Origin of the sequence: Paracoccus sp. (in: a-proteobacteria), assembly GCF_046462195.1 — a bacterium.
Lineage (GTDB): Bacteria > Pseudomonadota > Alphaproteobacteria > Rhodobacterales > Rhodobacteraceae > Paracoccus.
In genome coordinates this window covers 1-17023 of the sequence record NZ_JBKGUN010000160.1, presented here as the reverse complement: position 1 = coordinate 17023, position 17023 = coordinate 1, and the positions used below count along the sequence as shown (strand labels likewise).

Below are 17023 nucleotides of genomic sequence, written 5' to 3'. Positions count from 1 at the left end.
GGGGCGATCGAGGCGGCGCTGGCACGGCTTGATCCCGGCTTTGCGGCGGGTGCCCGGATCGCGGCGGCGGGCCGCACCGATGCGGGCGTCCATGCGACGGGTCAGGTCGCGCATGCCGATCTGGAACGCGACTGGGACCCGTTCCGCCTGGGCGAGGCGCTGAACTGGCATCTCAAGCCTGCGCCGGTGGCCATTCTGGCGGCGGCCAAGGTCGATGACGATTTCCACGCCCGTTTTTCGGCGACCGAGCGGCGCTATCTGTTCCGGCTGGTGGCACGCCGGGCGCCCCTGACGCATGGCAAGGGGCAGGTATGGCAGGTGCTGAATCCGCTGGACATCCATGCCATGCGTGAAGGCGCGGCCCATCTCGTGGGGCATCACGATTTCACGACATTCCGATCATCGATCTGCCAGGCCAAAAGTCCGGTCAAGTCACTGGACTGCATCGAGATCGAGGAGGCCGAGGTGCCGCATGGCCGCGAATATCGCTTCACGCTGAGGGCGCGCTCGTTCCTGCACAATCAGGTGCGTTCAATCGTCGGCACGCTGGAACGTGTGGGAGCGGGCTCGTGGGCCTCCTCACGGGTGGCCGAGGCGCTGGCGGCGCGAGACCGGTCGGCCTGCGGTCCGGTTTGCCCGCCGCAGGGTCTGTACCTCACAGGGGTGGGTTACCCGCTGGCCCCCTTCCGGGGACGAATGGACGGACCGATCGGCAGATAGGATTCTCCGCGGCGGCGGCGGTGCGGGCGCTCGTCCCGGCGCGACACCACGATCTTCAGCGTGTGCCAAAGGATCCACAGGTCGAGCCGCATGCTGCGATGGCGTTGATAGATCAGGTCGATCTTGAGTTTCGCCGGCAGGCACCGGCGATAATAGGCAGCCTCGGTCGCTTCGGCCGACTTGCAACGGGCCAGGATCCGATCCTCGTGCCGGTGATAGATCAGGGTCGCAAGGCCCGTGACGCCCGGGCGGCTGAGCAGCACGCGTCCATAGACGGCGGGAAAGCGTTCGACATATTCGCGCAACGGTGGGCGGGGACCCACAAAGCTCATGTCGCCGCGCAGGATGTTGAACAGTTGCGGCAGTTCATCGATGCGGGAGCGGCGCAGAAAGCGGCCAACGGGCGTGATGCGCCAGTTCTTGTGCGCGCCTGTGGCCCCGAAGTCATGCTCTTCGCACAACATGGTGCGGAACTTCCACTGGGTGAAGGGCTGGTTCGGCCCGCGCATCCGGTGGGCGGCATAAAGGATCGGCCGACCCTGAACCAGCAGCAGGACACCCGCGACCCCCAGCATCACGACCGACAGCGGGATCAGCAGCAGCAGAGCAAAGCCGATGTCGAAGGCCCGCTTGGACAAGGGCATCGGCTTGACGCCGGGTGCACTGGCCTCTTCCATGAACCAGGCCATCTTGGGCCGAGTAAAGGCAGCGACCCCCGCGGCGTCGGTCTTGTCCCAATCATGGTGGATCGTCACGATACCGTCCGCTGTGCAGGTTACAGGTCATCAACGGCGCTAGCACACCATCCGCGTCATGGAAACCGTTCGGGCGGATTCATCGGCGATCCCTTGCGCGAGCATGGCACATCGGCCACTGTGACACGATCGAAGCGGTAAGAAGCGGACCGAATGCGGAAATTTCTTGTGCTGCTGGACGACAGCAGGGAGTGCCTGAACGCCATGCGTTTTGCGGCGATGCGCGCGGCCAAGTCGCAGGGCGCCGTGGTGATCTTGTCGGTGATCTCGCCCGATGACATCCAGCACGGTTTCGGCGTGGCTGACGTGATGCGGGCCGAGGCACGTGAACGGATCGAGGCGCATTACGAGGTCTTTGCGAAATGGATGCGGTCACGTCCCGGGGTTGAGCCCGAACTGGTCATTCGCGAAGGTGATCCTGCCGAAGAACTGCTGGCCCAGATTTCCGAGGACGGCGAGATCGGGATCGTGGTTCTGGGACTGGCTTCGGACAAGAGCGGGCAGAACCCGATCCTGACGCGGTTCCTGCGCGATCCTTCCGTTCTGCCCTGCCCGATCACGCTGGTGCCCGGCGATTTGTCCAAGGAGCGGCTGGAGGCCATCACCTGAGGCAGGCCCCTCCGGCCCCGCCGCTTGACCCGCGCCCCCTGCATCGCCATATCAGGCATCAAAGGAGCGCCGCCATGTTCATCCAGACCGAAACCACTCCGAACCCCGCCACGCTGAAATTCCTGCCCGGCGAAACCGTTCTTGGCAGTGGAACTGCCGATTTTCCCTCGCCTGAAACGGGCACCACCTCACCGCTTGCACGTCGCATCTTTGCGGTGGAAGGCGTGACAGGCGTCTTTCTGGGGCGCGACTTCATCACGGTGACCAAGGCCGACGAGGCGCCCTGGGACCACCTGAAGCCTTCTGTCCTGGGCGCCATCATGGAGCATTTCCAGTCCGGCGCCCCGGCCATCGAAGGCGCGGCCCCCGAAAGCGCAGGGCATGCCAGCCATGACGGACCCGATGCCGAGGTGGTGGGCCAGATCAAGGAACTGCTGGACACGCGCGTACGCCCTGCCGTGGCGCAGGACGGCGGAGACATCACGTTCCATGGCTTTGATCGCGGCATCGTTTATCTGCACATGCAGGGTGCCTGCGCAGGCTGCCCCTCGTCGACCCTGACGCTGAAGATGGGCATCGAGAACCTGCTGCGCCATTATATCCCCGAGGTGATCGAGGTGCGGCCCGTTGCCTGACCGGATCGTTCTGGGCTTTGATACATCGGCCGCGCATTGCGCGGCCGCTTTGTTGCGGGGCGACCGATTGCTGGCGATGCGTCATGAAGACATGGTCAAGGGCCAGGCAGAGCGGCTGATGCCCCTGCTGGAAGAGATGCTGTCCAAGGCCGGATTGGGCTGGCGCGATCTGGACGTGCTGGGTGTTGGAACGGGGCCGGGCAACTTTACGGGTATCCGGGTTGCGGTGGCAGCGGCGCGTGGGCTGGCATTGGCCCTGCGCATTCCGGCCATCGGGATCAGTGCGACGGAAGCGCTGACTTGGGGCATGGCGCGCCCTTGCAGGGTGGTGATCCCGGGCCGCGGTGATCAGGTGATCTGGCAGGACTTCCCCGAATCTGGGGAAGAAAGCCTGCCGCAGCAGGCTGCGGCAGGCGCGCTGCCGCCCGGCCCGGTGCCGGCTGTGCCGGCGGTCGCGCTGGCCGAAGGGGTTGTCCGTATGGCAGCCCGGCGCGCGGATCGCCCGCAGCCCAGACCTGCTCCGCTTTACCTGCGCCCCGCCGATGCCGCGCCCGCGCGCGAGGCCCCTCCGCTGATCCTGCCATGATCGATCCTGCCGCATTGGCTGCTCTGCATGCGCGCTGCTTTTCGAGACCTCGGCCTTGGTCTGCGGACGAGTTCCGCAGTCTTGTGGACGGGCGAGGCTGCTTTCTTCTGTGCCGGCCCCAAGATGACCCGCAGGCCTTCCTGCTGGGACGCATTGTAGGGGACGAGGCCGAACTGCTGACCTTGGCAGTGGCCCCAAAGGCGCGGCGGGCCGGCTTGGGGCGCGAACTGGTTGCCGCCTTTGCCGAGCATGCGTGCGAGGAAGGGGCAGTGGTCGCGTTTTTGGAGGTTGCCGATGACAACCTTGCGGCACGACGGCTTTATTCTGGCGCTGGCTGGCTGGAAGCCGGCCTGCGGCGGCGTTATTATGGCCCTTCGACGGACGCCGTCGTGATGCGTCTGACGCTGCGTACCGACCAACAAGGCGGTTGACCGCCCCAGACCGATGCCCCCTAATCGGGGCGATCGGCGGGCCGTCTGAATCGCCCGCAAGAACAGGATGAGGTTCCCGATGTCCCTGATAAAAACGCTTCTGGCCGGTTCGGCCCTGACGGCCCTGACGGCGGGGGCGGCACTGGCCGATCCGGCACTGATCTTTGATCTGGGCGGCAAGTTCGACAAGTCCTTCAACGAGGCGGCCTTTACCGGGGCACAGCGCTGGGTCGAGGAAACGGGCGGAACCTATCGCGAACTGGAGATGCAGTCCGAGGCCCAGCGCGAGCAGGCCCTGCGCCGCCTGGCCGAATCCGGTTCGAACCCGATCGTGATGACCGGCTTTGCCTTTGGCGATGTGCTGAGCCAGGTCGCAGGCGATTATCCGGATACCAGGTTCGCCATCATCGACATGGTGGTCGAGGCCCCGAACGTGCAGTCGGTCGTCTTTACCGAAGAAGAAGGCAGCTATCTGGCGGGCGTCATGGCCGCCATGGCCTCCGACTCCGGCACCGTCGGCTTCATCGGCGGCATGGACATCCCTCTGATCCACAAGTTCGAGTGCGGCTTTGCGCAGGGCTTCAAGGCGGTTCAGCCCGAAGGCAAGGTCCTGATCAACTATACCGGCACCACCCCGGCAGCCTGGAACGACCCGGTGCGCGGGGGGGAACTGACGCGGGCGCAGGTGTCCCAGGGCGCCGACGTGATCTATGCGGCGGCGGGCGGGACCGGCATCGGTGTGCTGCAAACGGCAGCGGACCAGGGCATTCTGTCCATCGGTGTGGACAGCAACCAGAACGCCCTGCATCCGGGCCAGGTTCTGACTTCGATGGTCAAGCGCGTCGACAATGCCGTGTATGACGCCTTCATGGCGGGCACGGACCTGGAACCGGGCGTGAAGGTCATGGACCTGGCCGCCAATGGCGTGGACGTGGCGATCGACGAGTCGAATGCCGAACTGGTCACCGACGAGATGCAGGCCGCCATCGACGAAGCCAAGGCCGCCATCGCCTCGGGCGAGGTCGAGGTGCATGATTACATGACCGACAACACCTGCCCGGCGTCCTGATGACGGCCGCAGGCGACGTGAAGGGGGGGCGGTCGGTCGCGGCCGCCCCCGCTGCCATCGAACTGCGCGGCATCTCGAAGGCATTCGGCCCGGTTCAGGCAAATCGTGACATCAACCTGCATGTGCCCAAGGGCAGCATCCACTGCATCATCGGCGAAAACGGCGCAGGCAAGTCGACGCTGATGTCGATCCTTTACGGCTTCTACAAGCCGGATGCCGGAGAAATCCTGGTGGATGGGAAGCCCATCACCATCGCGGACAGCCAGACGGCGATCCGTGCGGGGATCGGCATGGTCTTCCAGCACTTCAAGCTGGTCCAGAACTTCACGGTGCTGGAGAACATCATTCTGGGCGCCGAGGATGGCGCCATGCTGCGTCCCTCGCTGGCCAAGGCGCGCGGCGTGCTGAAGCGGCTGGCCGCCGAATACCAGCTGAACGTGGATCCGGACGAGACGGTCGAGGAACTGTCCGTCGGCCACCAGCAACGGGTCGAGATCCTCAAGGCGCTGTATCGCCAGGCCGACATCCTGATTCTGGACGAGCCCACGGGCGTGCTGACCCCGGCAGAGGCCGATCACCTGTTCCGCATCCTGGAGGGGCTGCGGGACCAGGGCAAGACGATCATCCTGATCACGCACAAGCTGCGCGAGATCATGGAGATCACCGACAACGTGTCGGTCATGCGACGCGGCGAGATGGTGGCATCCGTCAAAACCGCTGAAACCAGTCCCGAAGAGCTTGCGGAACTGATGGTCGGCCGCAAGGTGCTGCTGAGCGTCGAAAAGGCGCCTGCCCGCCCGCAGGCTCCGGTTCTGGAAGTGCGCGACCTGTCCATGACCGATGACGAGGGGGTGGAGCGCCTGCGCGGCATCAGCTTCGACATCCGGGCGGGCGAGATCCTGGGCCTTGCCGGTTTGTCCGGCAACGGCCAGACGCAGCTGCTGGAAATTCTGGGCGGATATCCTGAAAAGGGCGCGCGGGTCAGCGGCACGGTGCGGATGAACGGCGCCCCCTTGGCCTTGTCGGGCCGCGGCTGCGATGCGCGCCAGCGCCGCCGCGACGGTATCGGACACATCCCCGAGGACCGGCAGGTCGAAGGGTTGATCATGGATTTTGCCGCTTGGGAGAATGTCGCCTTTGGCTGGCAGGATGCACCCGAATTCAACAAGGGCTGGATGATGGACAATGCCGCCATCCGCCGCGATGCAGCCGCCAAGATGGAGCGTTTCGACGTCCGGCCGCGGGACCCGGACCTTGCGGCGCGCAACTTTTCCGGCGGAAACCAGCAGAAGATCGTCGTGGCGCGCGAAATCGAGCGCAACCCCGACCTGTTGTTGATCGGCCAGCCGACGCGCGGCGTGGACATCGGCGCGATCGAGTTCATCCACAAGCGCATCGTGGAACTGCGCGACGCGGGCAAGGCGATCCTGCTGGTTTCGGTCGAACTGGACGAGATCCTGTCGCTGTCCGACCGCGTGGCCGTCATGTTCGACGGCCGCATCATGGGCGAACGCCTGCCGTCCCAGACCACAACCGGTGAACTGGGCCTGCTGATGGCCGGCGTTACCGACACCGAAAACACCCCCGACAGCGCCGGCATTTCCCCGGCGCATGCGGGCGAACGGCCTGAAGGGTCCGCCTGATGGACAAGATGCCCAAATGGGCGGATGTCATCCTGACGCCGCTGATTTCCCTGATCCTGGCCATGGCCATTTCCGCGCTGGTGATCCTCGCCATCGGGGAAAGCCCGTGGGAGGCGCTGACGACGATGGTCGAGGGCGCGCTCGGCTCCTCCTATGGCTGGGGGTTCACGCTGTATTACGCGACGAACTTCATCTTTACCGGGCTTGCGGTGATGGTGGCCTACCATGCCGCCCTTTTCAACATCGGCGGCGAAGGGCAGGCTGCGATGGGCGGTTTGGGCGTTGCGCTGGCATTGCTTTACCTGCCGCTGCCGCATTGGGGGCTGGCCCTGCCGGTGGCCATGATCGCAGCCGCCCTGTTCGGCGCCGCCTGGGCTTTCATTCCGGCGATCCTGCAGGCCAAGCGGGGCAGCCATATCGTCATCACGACGATCATGTTCAACTTCATTGCCGCGGCGCTGCTGAACTATGTGCTGGTCAACATCCTGCGCCCGGTGGGCAGCATGGACCCGGCCTCGGCCCGCTTTCCCGGGGTCACCAACCTGCCCGCGCTGACCGATCTGGCCGCCGCCATGGGGTTTGAATGGGGCCGCAACACGCCGGTCAACGTCACCTTCTTCGTAGCCTTGGCGGCCTGCCTGCTGGTCTGGGTGCTGATCTGGCGCACGCGGCTCGGCTATCAGATCCGTGCCCTTGGCAAGTCCGAACCGGGTGCCGTTTATGCCGGCATCAACCCGGTGCGCATCACCGTCATCGCCATGCTGATCTCGGGCGGGTTGGCCGGCATGATGGCCATCAACAACGTCATGGGCGAAGCCGGGCGTCTGGTGCTGAACGCGGTCGAGGGCGCGGGCTTCATCGGCATCGCCGTGGCGCTGATGGGGCGCAACCATCCTCTCGGCATCCTGCTGGCGGCGCTGTTGTTCGGCTTTCTGTACCAGGGCGGGGGCGAGCTGGCGCTGTGGACGACCATTCCGCGTGAACTGATCATCGTCATCCAGGCGCTGGTCATCCTGTTCACGGGTGCGCTGGACAACATGGTCCGGATGCCGCTGGAACGGCTGTTCCAGTCACGACGCCGCAGCGGAGGGGCCGCGAAATGAACCTCAGGGATTCGCTGATCGCGCTGATCGTTCTGGCCATCTGCATCGTCTGGGCCTTGGCCGACGGAGCGGCCGCACAGCAGGGCATCGGCAGCGCGCTGCGGCTGATGACGCCCCTGCTGCTGGCATGCCTGGCCGGGCTTTACTCCGAACGTGCCGGCGTTTTCGACATCGGGCTCGAGGGCAAGATGCTGATGGCGGCCTTCACCTCGGCCTCGGTCGCCTTCCTGACGGGCAGCGCGTGGCTGGGCCTTGCCGCGGGAATCGCGGGCGCGCTGGTCCTGTCGCTGATCCATGGCCTCGCCTCGATCACCTTTCGGGGCAACCAGCTGATTTCGGGCGTCGCGATCAACTTTCTGGCGTCGGGCCTGACAGTGCTGGTCGGGCAGAACGCCTTCAGCCTCGGTGGCCGGACGCCGCCGCTCACGGGGGCCGGACGCTTCAATCCCATCACCCTGCCCTTTGCCGATGCGGTACGCGACGTGCCGGTGCTGGGACCGATCTATTCCGGCCTGATCTCGGGGCAGTCGATCCTGGTCTATGTGGCCTTTGCCATGGTGCCGCTGACCTGGTGGGTGCTGTTCCGCACGCGCTTTGGCCTGCGGCTGCGCGCCGTGGGGGAAAACCCGGCCTCGGTGGACACGGCCGGCGTTTCGGTCACCAGGCTGCGCTATACCGCCGTGGCAATCTGCGGCGTGCTGACCGGTATCGCGGGCGCTTATCTGGCAACGGGACTGTCCGCCGGTTTCGTCAAGGAAATGACGGCAGGGCGCGGCTTCATTGCCCTTGCGGCGCTGATCTTTGCCAAGTGGCGGCCGTGGCAGGCCCTGTTCGCGACCTTCCTGTTCGGCCTGCTGGAGGCGATCGCAAATCTTTATCCGGACCTTGACCTAGGGATCATCACCGTTCCTTCAATGTTCATGAATGCCCTGCCCTATATCCTGACGGTCATCATCCTGGCAGGCTTTGTCGGACGCGCCGTGCCGCCCCGTGCCGGAGGAGAGCCCTATGTCAAAGAGCGCTGAACTCGCCGACCTCATCCGCGCGCGCGCGGGTGACGCGCCGCCGGAGTTCGCCCTGATCCTGGGGTCGGGGCTGGGCCACCTGTCCGGCAAGGTCGAAGGCGAGGCCATTCCTTATTCCGACCTGCCCGGCTTTCCGCATGCCGGTGTTTCAGGCCATGTGCCGCAACTGGTGATCGGCCAGCTGGAGGGACGCCGCGTGGCTGTTCTTGGGGGCCGGGCCCATTATTATGAATCAGGCCGTCCTGACGCCATGCGCCCCGCGCTGGAGGTTCTGGCCGCCCTGGGCTGCCCTCGCCTGATCCTGACCAATGCGGCAGGGTCGTTGCGGCCCGACATCCCGCCCGGCGGACTGATGCTGCTGTACGACCACATCGCCTTTGCAGGGACCAACCCGCTGATCGGCGAAGTGACAGACGCGCGCTTTGTGCCGATGACAGACGCCCATGATGCCCCCATGCGCGCCGCCCTTCTGGAGGCCGCCGCAGCGGAGGGTGTCCATCTGCCGCAGGGCGTTTATTGCTGGTTCTCGGGACCCAGTTTTGAAACCCCTGCAGAAATCCGGGCGGCCAGGATTCTGGGGGCCGACGCGGTCGGCATGTCCACTGTTCCCGAAATCATCCTCGCCCGGTTTCTGGGCCTGCGCGCCGCGGCCATTTCGGTCATCACCAACATGGGTGCGGGCCTGTCGGACGAGGCGATCAGCCACGACCATACCAAGGCCATGGCCCCCTTGGGGGCTGCCAAGCTGGAAACGGTGCTGCGGCGGTTTCTGCGCGATACCGTGTCCGGCTAGTGCAGGCGTTTCAGCCTTATACGGGCGTGGAAGCCAAGGGCATGCGTGCCAACGCAGCCTCGACTGCGGTGGCCGCAGCCTCCAGATCGGTCAGCTTCTCGATGGCCACCACCTGCCCGCGGCCGTCATCATGCCGCGCGCGGTGGCGCTGATAGCGCGGATCATAATGATCCCGCAGGAGGCTTTCGGAAATTCCATAAAAATCGCGTATGGCGAGCATTCGCCGCCACGCAGCGATGCGTTCGACTGGATGCAACGGCGTCAGTTGGGTCAGGATCGGCGCCATCCGTGCAGCATCCCCCAGAACCCCGGCATAGCGATCGGCGGTGAAGACCGCCCGGCCTTCAACTGGAACATCCAGCTGAATACGAGGCGCGGCGCAAATGGCCTGCCACATGGCTTTCGGAACATTGAGATTGCCGATCCGGCTGCTTTCAGCCTCGACCAGGACCGGGCATGCCGGGTCCAGCGCCTCGAAGGCCAGCGCAAGCCGACTTTCGAACATCTTCTGGCTGGGCTGACCGCCGGGCATGCCGCCGAAGATGCTGCCACGGTGGTTCGCCAGCCCCTCCAGGTCGATGACCTGATGTCCCCGATCGGCCAGACGCAGCAGGATCTCGGTCTTGGCGCTGCCGGTATTGCCGTCCAGAACGATCACGGGCGAGGGCACCGGCCCGTTCTGCACCAGGTCCACCACCAGCCGGCGCCAGGCCTTGTAGCCGCCCTCGACCCGGTCGGCACGCCAGCCGACCTCGCGCAGAAGGGTCGTGAATGCGCCGGACCGCTGTCCGCCCCGCCAGCAATAGACCAGCGGCTTCCAGGCGCCATCGTGCTCGGCCAGGGGGCCTGCGATGTGTCGCGCAACGGCCGAAATGACCAGCGCGCCGCCGATCTTGCGGGCATCGAACGGCGCCACCTGCTTGTAGATCGTGCCGACGCGCGCCCGCTCTTCGTCGTTCAGGACGGGCAGGTTGATCGCGCCGGGCAGGTGATCCTCGGCATATTCCGCCGGAGAGCGTGCGTCGATGATCTGGTCGTACCCCGACAACGCGGGGTCGAGAACGCGGCCAAGCTGCAGGGTCAAGGTCAGAAAACGTAAACGGGCGTGCCGATCGGCACCTGGTCGAACAGGCTGATCACCGCTTCGTTGCGCATGCGCAGGCAACCGTTCGACACCGCCCGTCCGATCGAACCCGGATCGGTCGTGCCATGGATGCGGATTGCGGTATCCTCGCCCCGATCGTTGTAAAGATAGAGCGCGCGTGCACCCAACGGGTTCTGGGGACCGCCCGGCATGCCGTCGGCATATTTGGCATAGGACTCCGGCTTGCGCTCGATCATGTCATTGGTGGGGCGCCAGCTGGGCCATTCCACCTTGCGACCGATCGTGGCCTTGCCTTTCCAGACCAGTTCGGCCGTGCCGACGGCCACGCCATAGCGGATCGCCCGGCCCGGCGCCACGACGTGGTAAAGGAAGAAGTCGCGGCTGACGACAACGATGCTGCCGACCTCGAAGTCGTCCCGGATGGCAACTTCGGTCGGGACATAGGGGTCGCCGCCGGTGGCTGCCGCAGCAGGCGCCGGAGCGGTTTGTGCCATCACCAGCGACGGCGCGGCGATCAGCGGCAGGGCCAGCGAGATCATCTGACGGCGGTTCATGGAATATCCTCGTCCGGTTCGTTTTTCCTCGAATACAGGAAAAGCACCTCCTTCTGCAACTCACGAGGGCGTTGTGAACGCCTGCGACCTTGACCAGACCCTCATGCACGCACATCTGTGGGTCATGTGCTGCTCCGTGACCCTGCCAGACACCGGTGCCCGCAAGGCGCCCCCCCGCCCTGCGCATTTGTGTCGCGGGCGCGGCGACCGTGCCTGCCGCTGTCATCCCGCTGCACGCCTGCGCCTGTCCCGGCCGTCGCCGCGGCGCACCCTGGTCAACCGAAACGCCTTTCCGCACAGTGAACAGCCGGATCGTGCCCCATCGCATCCGCAAGCGCCTCCTGTTCCCCTGACGATGCTGCCCCTTTCCTGCATTATCAGTGGATATGGACATGACCTCTGCCACCACGATTGACCTGCCCGTTCCGGGCCTTCGTTGCGCCGGCTGCGCAAGCCGCGTCACACGGGCCCTGACCGCCCTGCCCGGCATCACCGACCTGAACGTGAATCCCGTCACAAAGCGCGCGCATTTGCGGCTGGACGGCGCGACCCTGCCGCAGGTGAGGGCCGCGCTGGAGGAAGCGGGCTATCCCGCAGAACTGGCCACCACCCGCCTGAGCATTCAAGGGATGAGCTGCGCCTCATGCTCGGGCCGCGTGGCGCGGGGCCTGTCCGCCCGTCCCGATGTGGCCGAGGCGCAGGTGAACCTGGCCACCCATCGGGCCGAGGTGATCCATGCCCCCAGCCTGACGCCCGAAGCGCTGGCCCAGGCCGTGACGGCACTTGGTTATCCTGCGCAGGTGATCCTGCCGGACCAGCCCGCCGCCCCGCCCGAGGACGAGGCGCCAGGTCTGCGCCGCGCCTTCCTGTCGGCGCTGGCGCTGACCTTGCCGATCTTTCTGGTCGAGATGGGGGGGCACCTTGTTCCGGCCTTTCACCATTGGCTGAACGGCCTGGTTCCCTTGCAGGTCCTGTGGCTGGCGCAGATGGTCTTGGCGCTGGCCGTGCTGGCGGGTCCGGGCCGGGGCTTTTTTGCCATCGGCATTCCCGCCCTGCTGCACGGCCGCCCGCAGATGGACAGCCTTGTGGCGCTGGGTGCGGGAACGGCCTTTTTGTTTTCGGCCATCGTGACGCTGGCGCCGGGACTGGTGCCCGAAGCGTCCCGCCATGTCTGGTTCGAGGCTGCGGCCGTCATCGTCACGCTGATCCTGATGGGCCGCTGGCTGGAGGCGCGTGCCAAGGGTCAGGCGGGCGATGCCATCCGTCAGCTGATCGCGCTGGTGCCCGACACCGCGACCGCCTTGCGCGATGGTCGCGCCGTCACCGTGCCCGTGGCCAAACTGCGCAGCGGCGATCTGGTCCAACTGGCCCCCGGCGAGCGAATCGCGCTGGACGGCATCGTGACCGAGGGCGAAGGCCCTGTGGATGAAGCAATGCTGACCGGCGAGCCCATTCCGGCAATGAAAACCCCCGGTGACCGCCTGACCGGCGGAACGGTGAACGGCCCTGCGGCTCTGACCTTTCGTGTAACGGCGACCGGCGCGGACACGGTTCTTTCGCGCATCGTGGCGCTGGTCGAGCAGGCACAAGGTGCACGCCTGCCCGTGCAGGCCTTGGTGGACCGGGTCACGCGGATCTTCGTCCCTGCCGTGATGGCTCTGGCGGTCGTGACCTTGGCGCTGTGGCTGGCCTTTGGACCCGGACTGGCCGAGGCGGTCGTGGCTGCCGTGGCCGTGCTGGTCATCGCCTGCCCCTGCGCAATGGGATTGGCGGTGCCCGTGTCCATCATGGTGGGCAGCGGGCGCGGTGCGCAGCTTGGCGTGCTGTTCCGGCGGGGCGAGGCGCTGCAAAAGCTGGCCGAGGCGAGGATCGTGGCTTTTGACAAGACCGGCACCCTGACGCAAGGCCGACCCCGCGTGACTGCGATCTGGACGGACGGAATCGCGCGCGACCAGGCGCTGCGTCTGACGGCCGCCGCCGAGGCACGGTCCGAACACCCGCTGGCCGCTGCCATTCTGGCCGAGGCGGAGGGTCTTGACCTGCCCTTGGCCGAAGGCGTGACGGCCACCCCCGGACGCGGTCTGTCAGCGCAGGTCGAGGGGCAGGCGCTTCTGATCGGCAACCGCGCGGCGCTGGAGGCCGCGGAAATCGCCCCGGCCCCTGCCCTGATCGCTCAGGCCGACGCGGCCGCGGCGCAGGGCGCGACGCCGGTGCATGTGGCGGTCGGGGGGCGCCATGTCGCAAGCCTTGCCTTGGCCGATCCCGAACGCCCTGAAGCGGCGGCGACAGTTGCCGCCCTGCACCGGATGGGGCTGCAGACCGCGATGCTGTCGGGTGACCTGCCTGCCACGGCAAAGGCGGTCGGCGCGCGCCTTGGCATAAACCGGATCGAGGCTGGCCTGACCCCCGAGAACAAGCTGACCGTCGTCCGCGCCATGGGCAAGGGCAGCGTCTTTGTCGGCGATGGAATCAATGACGCACCCGCGCTGGCAGCGGCCGAAACCGGCATCGCCATCGGAACGGGCACCGATATCGCCATCGAATCGGCGGACGCGGTGCTGATGTCGGGGGATCCGCAGGGGGTTGTTCGGGCGATTCGCCTGTCGCGCGCCGTGATGCGCAACATCCGCCAGAACCTGTTCTGGGCCTTTGCCTATAACGCGGCGCTGATTCCGGTGGCGATGGGTGTTCTGGTGCCCTTTGGCGGACCGCAACTGTCGCCGATGCTGGGAGCGGCGGCGATGGCGCTGTCCTCGGTGTTCGTGGTCGGCAATGCCCTGCGGCTGAAAGGCGCGGCATGAGCCTGTCCCGCCGCAGCGTCTTGGCCGGTGCCGGAACCTTGGCCCTTGCCCGGCCGGGACAGGCGCAGAATCTGCCGCGCCTCTTGTGCTTTGGTGACAGCCTGACGGCAGGCTATGGCTTGGCGCCGGGTCAGGGGCTGGTGCCGCAACTGTCGGACTGGTTGTCTGCGGCGGGCCAGCCGGCGCGGGTGATCGACGGTGGATTGTCGGGCGACACGACCTATGGCGGCCGGGTCCGGATCGAACTGTCGGTCCGGCGCCATGATCCTGATGCGGTCATCGTGGAGCTTGGCGGCAATGACATGTTGCGCGGCTGGCAACCCGCAACGGCCGAAGCCAATCTGGACGCGATCCTGACCACCGCCAAGGCACGGGGTCGGCCGGTGCTGCTGGTGGGCCTTGCCGCTCCGGCAGGGAGCAAGGACTGGCGGCGGCGGTGGGCCGGGATCTGGCCGCGTCTGGCCGCGCGGCACGACGTGATGCTACTGCCCGACCTTTATGCGCCGCTGGCTGCCATTGCACCGGAACAACGACGGCCGCTGCTGCTGCCGGACGGCGTACATCCCTCGGCGGCTGGGGTCCGGCTGATCGTGGGACATCTGGGGCCGGTGGCCGCTCAACTGCTGCGGCGCGTCCGCAAGGCATAGGGGCGGTTCCCAAGACCCGCCCCTTCCCGTTGTTTCAATGACCGGCGTGTTCGCCTTCGCCATGATGGTGCTGATCTTGCTGGCCAGCGTCACCCTCGCGCTGGTTGTCGACAACAGCTTCTGCGCTTTCCGTGCCGCAGTCGCCGAAATCAAGGGTCAGCGCAACGGTATCACCGTCCTTCAGGGGCTGGGCCAGCCCCAACAACATCACGTGTTCGCCTCCGCGATTCATCTGATGCGCCTCTCCGGGGGGGACCGTGATGCCGTCCTCCATCTTGACCATCTTCATGATCCCGCCCTCATCCTGATGGGTGTGAAGCTCTGCCCGCTCGGCCGCGTCGGTGGCAATGGCCTCCAACGTGCATTCGACCGCGCGGTGATTCTCCAGTGTCATGAAGACTGCGCCGACCTTGGGATTGGTGCTGCGGGCATAGGCGTCATTGATGTGCATGCCGTCATGGGCCAAGGCAGCAACAGGCATGAGGGCCGCGACAGCGGCAAAAGTCAGAATTTTCATTGTGGTATCCTTGCGTTCCGATGGGTCAGTCAGGCAGGCATCGCGGCGGGAGGGCCGCGAACCCGGACCTGCACCTGTCGGGCAGGCGGCTGATCGGACGCAGGAGCGAGGACAATCTTGCCGGGCACTGCCACGCGCGGTGGCACCAGGACGTCCGCCGGATTGACCGCTGCCAGCAGCGACAAGGCCATGTCGGGACAAAGATGGGCCTTGCCACCTCCGCCGTCGGGCAAGCGCGTGACAACAACGCCATGGCCGGTGCACAGCACCACCTCGGTTCCCAGACGGACTTGGCCCCGTGCCACGCCCAGTCCGATGCTGGTCAGCATCAGGACAAGGATCAGGACAAAGGGCAGCGGTCGGAACATTCAGGCAAAGTATCTGATGGAATGGCCAAGTTCAGCAGGCAATCCGTCGCATGGCAGTGCCGGACATGCAAAAGCCCCGCCATGACGACGGGGCTGTGCAAGAACGGCGTGCAGCCGCGAATCAGGCCGAAGCGGCAGCGCTGTCAGCCTTGACCAGTTCGCGCTTGATCTTCAGGGCGCGGTCGGACAGTTCGGTGTCCTTGGCCTTGGACAGGAAGGCATCCAGACCGCCACGATGGTCGACCGAGCGCAGGGCCGCAGCCGAGATCCGCAGCGAATAACCGCGGCCCAGCTTTTCGGACAGCAGCGTGACCTCGTTCAGGTTCGGCAAGAACCGGCGACGGGTCTTGTTGTTGGCGTGGCTGACATTGTTACCACTCATCGGGCCTTTGCCGGTCAGTTCGCAGACGCGCGACATGGTTGTGTTCCTTCGTCTCAGCTGTGCGGGCGTTCCCGGCGATGGGTCCGTCCCAATGTGAAAGGGCGCCGCGAGGCAGCGCCCGGAATTCCGTCCGCGGGTGGTTACATGGATGCGTCTCGTCCGTCAAGCCTTTCCCCGAAAATCCGTGATGCGATAGGCTGCTTCGGTCGCGATCAACCGTTCTTTCCGCCACAGCCCGCCTGCATATCCTGTCATTGTGCCATTTGCCCCGATCACCCGGTGGCAGGGCACGACCAGCGCCAGACGGTTCGCGCCATTGGCGGCCGCGACGGCACGCACTGCCGTGGGCTGTCCCATGGCCACGGCCAGTTGGCCATAGCTGCGCGTCTGCCCTGCGGGAATCGCCTGCAGCGCCTGCCAGACGCGGATCTGGAACGACGTGCCTGCCAGCCGGACGGGCAGATCCAGCCGCCCGTCCCGCCCGGCAAAGAATGCCTGCAGGACAGCCTCGGTCCGGTCGGTCACGGGGCTGCGGCCCAGACCAATGCGCCCGCCATGAAGGGCAGACAGCCAGCGCAAGCCCTGCGGCAGCGCCTTGCGGTCGACAAATTCAAGCAGGTGCAAGGAAGCGTCGTCGACAATCGCGATCATCCCCCCAAGAGGGGTATCGATCCAGTCGGCCCGCAGGTCGGCCTTGGCCTGCATCTGGTGCGGGGCATGGCCGAACAGGGCCCGAAAGGCCGCCCGGAACCCCGAGGCCGAATCGAACCCTGCCTGCAGTTGCGCCTCGATCATCGAATCCCCCTTGTGCAATGCCGTCATCCCCTGCCGCAGCCTCGAAGCCCGCGCCATCTGCAGAAAGCTCTGCCCGAAATGCTGACGGAACACCCGCCGAACCGTGGAAGGATCGAACCCCCGCGCCACCAGGTCGTCCTGGGTCCAGCGATGATCGGGACGGTCCTTCAGCGCGCGCAACAGGTCTGCCACGAGGGGATGCGCTTCGGCCTGCGGGCCAGCGGGCCGGCAGCGCAGGCAGGGACGAAAGCCCGCCGCCTGCGCCTCGGCTGCATCCCCGAACCAGCGACAGTTCTCGGGCCGGGGCTTGCGGGCCGGGCAGGTCAGCCGGCAATAGATCCCGGTCGAGGTGACGCCCACCAGCGCGACGCCCTCGTATCCCGGATCGCGCGCCAGAAGCGCCCCGTACAGTCGGTCATGGTCCGGCAGATCGCGCATCTCATCCCCCTGTCGTCCTCCCCTTTTAGCTGATTCGCCCAAGGTCC

Annotated in this window: 19 protein-coding genes; 12 read left to right on the top strand and 7 right to left on the bottom strand. The window is 66.2% G+C overall.

Going from position 1 to position 17023, the window contains the following annotated elements; genetic code table 11:
* Nucleotides 1–720 (top strand): tRNA pseudouridine synthase A (locus ACLHHB_RS10445; RefSeq protein WP_410218225.1); only part of this gene is annotated, 720 nt, incomplete at its 5' end.
* On the opposite strand, the gene ACLHHB_RS10440 is transcribed toward ACLHHB_RS10445, so the two are convergent.
* On the bottom strand, nt 669–1475 hold the full coding sequence (locus ACLHHB_RS10440; protein ID WP_410218224.1) for a sugar transferase: 807 nt from the start codon (nt 1473–1475) through the stop codon (nt 669–671). The genes ACLHHB_RS10445 and ACLHHB_RS10440 overlap by 52 nt on opposite strands.
* A gap of 153 nt (nt 1476–1628) precedes the next feature.
* Between ACLHHB_RS10440 and ACLHHB_RS10435 the strand changes: the two genes are divergently transcribed.
* The 9 genes from ACLHHB_RS10435 (at nt 1629) to ACLHHB_RS10395 (ending at nt 9369) form a co-directional block, all read left to right on the top strand.
* Nucleotides 1629–2084, top strand: a complete 456-nt coding sequence (locus ACLHHB_RS10435) for a universal stress protein (RefSeq protein WP_410218223.1) — start codon at nt 1629–1631, stop codon at nt 2082–2084.
* A gap of 74 nt (nt 2085–2158) precedes the next feature.
* The gene (locus ACLHHB_RS10430; RefSeq protein ID WP_410218222.1) at nt 2159–2719 is read left to right on the top strand and encodes a NifU family protein; all 561 of its coding nucleotides are present in this window, start codon (nt 2159–2161) and stop codon (nt 2717–2719) included.
* Nucleotides 2712–3305, top strand: coding sequence for a tRNA (adenosine(37)-N6)-threonylcarbamoyltransferase complex dimerization subunit type 1 TsaB (tsaB, locus tag ACLHHB_RS10425; protein WP_410218221.1), 594 nt, complete (start codon nt 2712–2714; stop codon nt 3303–3305). The genes ACLHHB_RS10430 and tsaB overlap by 8 nt, the downstream gene beginning before the upstream one ends.
* Complete coding sequence (locus ACLHHB_RS10420; RefSeq protein ID WP_410218220.1) at nt 3302–3736, top strand: GNAT family N-acetyltransferase; 435 nt, start codon at nt 3302–3304, stop codon at nt 3734–3736. The genes tsaB and ACLHHB_RS10420 overlap by 4 nt, the downstream gene beginning before the upstream one ends.
* 79 nt (nt 3737–3815) lie before the next feature.
* The gene (locus ACLHHB_RS10415; protein WP_410218219.1) at nt 3816–4805 is read left to right on the top strand and encodes a BMP family protein; all 990 of its coding nucleotides are present in this window, start codon (nt 3816–3818) and stop codon (nt 4803–4805) included.
* Entirely contained in the window at nt 4805–6448 is a 1644-nt protein-coding gene (locus ACLHHB_RS10410) for an ABC transporter ATP-binding protein (protein ID WP_410218218.1), read from the top strand. The genes ACLHHB_RS10415 and ACLHHB_RS10410 overlap by 1 nt, the downstream gene beginning before the upstream one ends.
* Nucleotides 6448–7551: an ABC transporter permease gene (locus tag ACLHHB_RS10405; RefSeq protein ID WP_410218217.1), complete on the top strand. Its 1104-nt coding sequence runs from the start codon at nt 6448–6450 to the stop codon at nt 7549–7551. Before ACLHHB_RS10410 ends, ACLHHB_RS10405 begins: the two co-directional genes overlap by 1 nt.
* A complete protein-coding gene (locus ACLHHB_RS10400; protein ID WP_410218216.1) occupies nt 7548–8576 on the top strand; it encodes an ABC transporter permease in 1029 nt (342 codons plus the stop codon). Before ACLHHB_RS10405 ends, ACLHHB_RS10400 begins: the two co-directional genes overlap by 4 nt.
* Nucleotides 8560–9369, top strand: a complete 810-nt coding sequence (locus tag ACLHHB_RS10395) for a purine-nucleoside phosphorylase (RefSeq protein WP_410218215.1) — start codon at nt 8560–8562, stop codon at nt 9367–9369. Before ACLHHB_RS10400 ends, ACLHHB_RS10395 begins: the two co-directional genes overlap by 17 nt.
* A 16-nt stretch (nt 9370–9385) precedes the next feature.
* Here ACLHHB_RS10395 and mnmH read toward each other — a convergent pair whose 3' ends face one another.
* Nucleotides 9386–10453: a tRNA 2-selenouridine(34) synthase MnmH gene (gene mnmH, locus ACLHHB_RS10390; RefSeq protein WP_410218214.1), complete on the bottom strand. Its 1068-nt coding sequence runs from the start codon at nt 10451–10453 to the stop codon at nt 9386–9388.
* Nucleotides 10454–10455: 2 nt separating this feature from the next.
* A complete protein-coding gene (locus ACLHHB_RS10385) occupies nt 10456–11028 on the bottom strand; it encodes a L,D-transpeptidase (protein WP_410218213.1) in 573 nt (190 codons plus the stop codon).
* A gap of 392 nt (nt 11029–11420) precedes the next feature.
* On the opposite strand from ACLHHB_RS10385, the gene ACLHHB_RS10380 reads away from it, so the two are divergent.
* Together ACLHHB_RS10380 and ACLHHB_RS10375 are read left to right on the top strand one after the other, a co-directional pair.
* Nucleotides 11421–13829: a heavy metal translocating P-type ATPase gene (locus ACLHHB_RS10380; RefSeq protein WP_410218212.1), complete on the top strand. Its 2409-nt coding sequence runs from the start codon at nt 11421–11423 to the stop codon at nt 13827–13829.
* Complete coding sequence (locus ACLHHB_RS10375) at nt 13826–14476, top strand: arylesterase (RefSeq protein WP_410218211.1); 651 nt, start codon at nt 13826–13828, stop codon at nt 14474–14476. The genes ACLHHB_RS10380 and ACLHHB_RS10375 overlap by 4 nt, the downstream gene beginning before the upstream one ends.
* A gap of 34 nt (nt 14477–14510) precedes the next feature.
* Here the strand turns inward: ACLHHB_RS10375 and ACLHHB_RS10370 are convergent, their stop codons facing one another.
* From ACLHHB_RS10370 to ACLHHB_RS10355, 4 genes are all read right to left on the bottom strand, one after another.
* Nucleotides 14511–14993 carry a copper chaperone PCu(A)C gene (locus tag ACLHHB_RS10370; RefSeq protein ID WP_410218210.1) on the bottom strand — a complete coding sequence of 161 codons (483 nt, stop codon included), beginning with the start codon at nt 14991–14993 and terminating at the stop codon, nt 14511–14513.
* 29 nt (nt 14994–15022) lie between these two features.
* Nucleotides 15023–15361: a hypothetical protein gene (locus ACLHHB_RS10365; RefSeq protein WP_410218209.1), complete on the bottom strand. Its 339-nt coding sequence runs from the start codon at nt 15359–15361 to the stop codon at nt 15023–15025.
* A gap of 121 nt (nt 15362–15482) precedes the next feature.
* Nucleotides 15483–15779 carry a 50S ribosomal protein L28 gene (rpmB, locus tag ACLHHB_RS10360; protein ID WP_410218208.1) on the bottom strand — a complete coding sequence of 99 codons (297 nt, stop codon included), beginning with the start codon at nt 15777–15779 and terminating at the stop codon, nt 15483–15485.
* 126 nt (nt 15780–15905) lie between these two features.
* Nucleotides 15906–16976, bottom strand: a complete 1071-nt coding sequence (locus ACLHHB_RS10355; RefSeq protein WP_410218207.1) for a bifunctional transcriptional activator/DNA repair enzyme AdaA — start codon at nt 16974–16976, stop codon at nt 15906–15908.
* Nucleotides 16977–17023: the final 47 nt, after the last annotated feature.

Excerpts from the sequence above, each read along its gene's own strand:
- ACLHHB_RS10400 (WP_410218216.1), top strand. The coding sequence starts at position 7,548 with ATGAACCTCAGGGATTCGCTGATCGCGCTGATCGTTCTGGCCATCTGC.
- ACLHHB_RS10355 (WP_410218207.1), bottom strand. The coding sequence starts at position 16,976 with ATGCGCGATCTGCCGGACCATGACCGACTGTACGGGGCGCTTCTGGCG.
- ACLHHB_RS10385 (WP_410218213.1), bottom strand. The coding sequence starts at position 11,028 with ATGAACCGCCGTCAGATGATCTCGCTGGCCCTGCCGCTGATCGCCGCG.
- rpmB (WP_410218208.1), bottom strand. The coding sequence starts at position 15,779 with ATGTCGCGCGTCTGCGAACTGACCGGCAAAGGCCCGATGAGTGGTAAC.
- ACLHHB_RS10395 (WP_410218215.1), top strand. The coding sequence starts at position 8,560 with ATGTCAAAGAGCGCTGAACTCGCCGACCTCATCCGCGCGCGCGCGGGT.
- ACLHHB_RS10405 (WP_410218217.1), top strand. The coding sequence starts at position 6,448 with ATGGACAAGATGCCCAAATGGGCGGATGTCATCCTGACGCCGCTGATT.
- ACLHHB_RS10380 (WP_410218212.1), top strand. The coding sequence starts at position 11,421 with ATGACCTCTGCCACCACGATTGACCTGCCCGTTCCGGGCCTTCGTTGC.
- ACLHHB_RS10420 (WP_410218220.1), top strand. The coding sequence starts at position 3,302 with ATGATCGATCCTGCCGCATTGGCTGCTCTGCATGCGCGCTGCTTTTCG.
- ACLHHB_RS10435 (WP_410218223.1), top strand. The coding sequence starts at position 1,629 with ATGCGGAAATTTCTTGTGCTGCTGGACGACAGCAGGGAGTGCCTGAAC.
- ACLHHB_RS10365 (WP_410218209.1), bottom strand. The coding sequence starts at position 15,361 with ATGTTCCGACCGCTGCCCTTTGTCCTGATCCTTGTCCTGATGCTGACC.
- ACLHHB_RS10370 (WP_410218210.1), bottom strand. The coding sequence starts at position 14,993 with ATGAAAATTCTGACTTTTGCCGCTGTCGCGGCCCTCATGCCTGTTGCT.
- ACLHHB_RS10415 (WP_410218219.1), top strand. The coding sequence starts at position 3,816 with ATGTCCCTGATAAAAACGCTTCTGGCCGGTTCGGCCCTGACGGCCCTG.
- ACLHHB_RS10375 (WP_410218211.1), top strand. The coding sequence starts at position 13,826 with ATGAGCCTGTCCCGCCGCAGCGTCTTGGCCGGTGCCGGAACCTTGGCC.
- ACLHHB_RS10430 (WP_410218222.1), top strand. The coding sequence starts at position 2,159 with ATGTTCATCCAGACCGAAACCACTCCGAACCCCGCCACGCTGAAATTC.
- ACLHHB_RS10410 (WP_410218218.1), top strand. The coding sequence starts at position 4,805 with ATGACGGCCGCAGGCGACGTGAAGGGGGGGCGGTCGGTCGCGGCCGCC.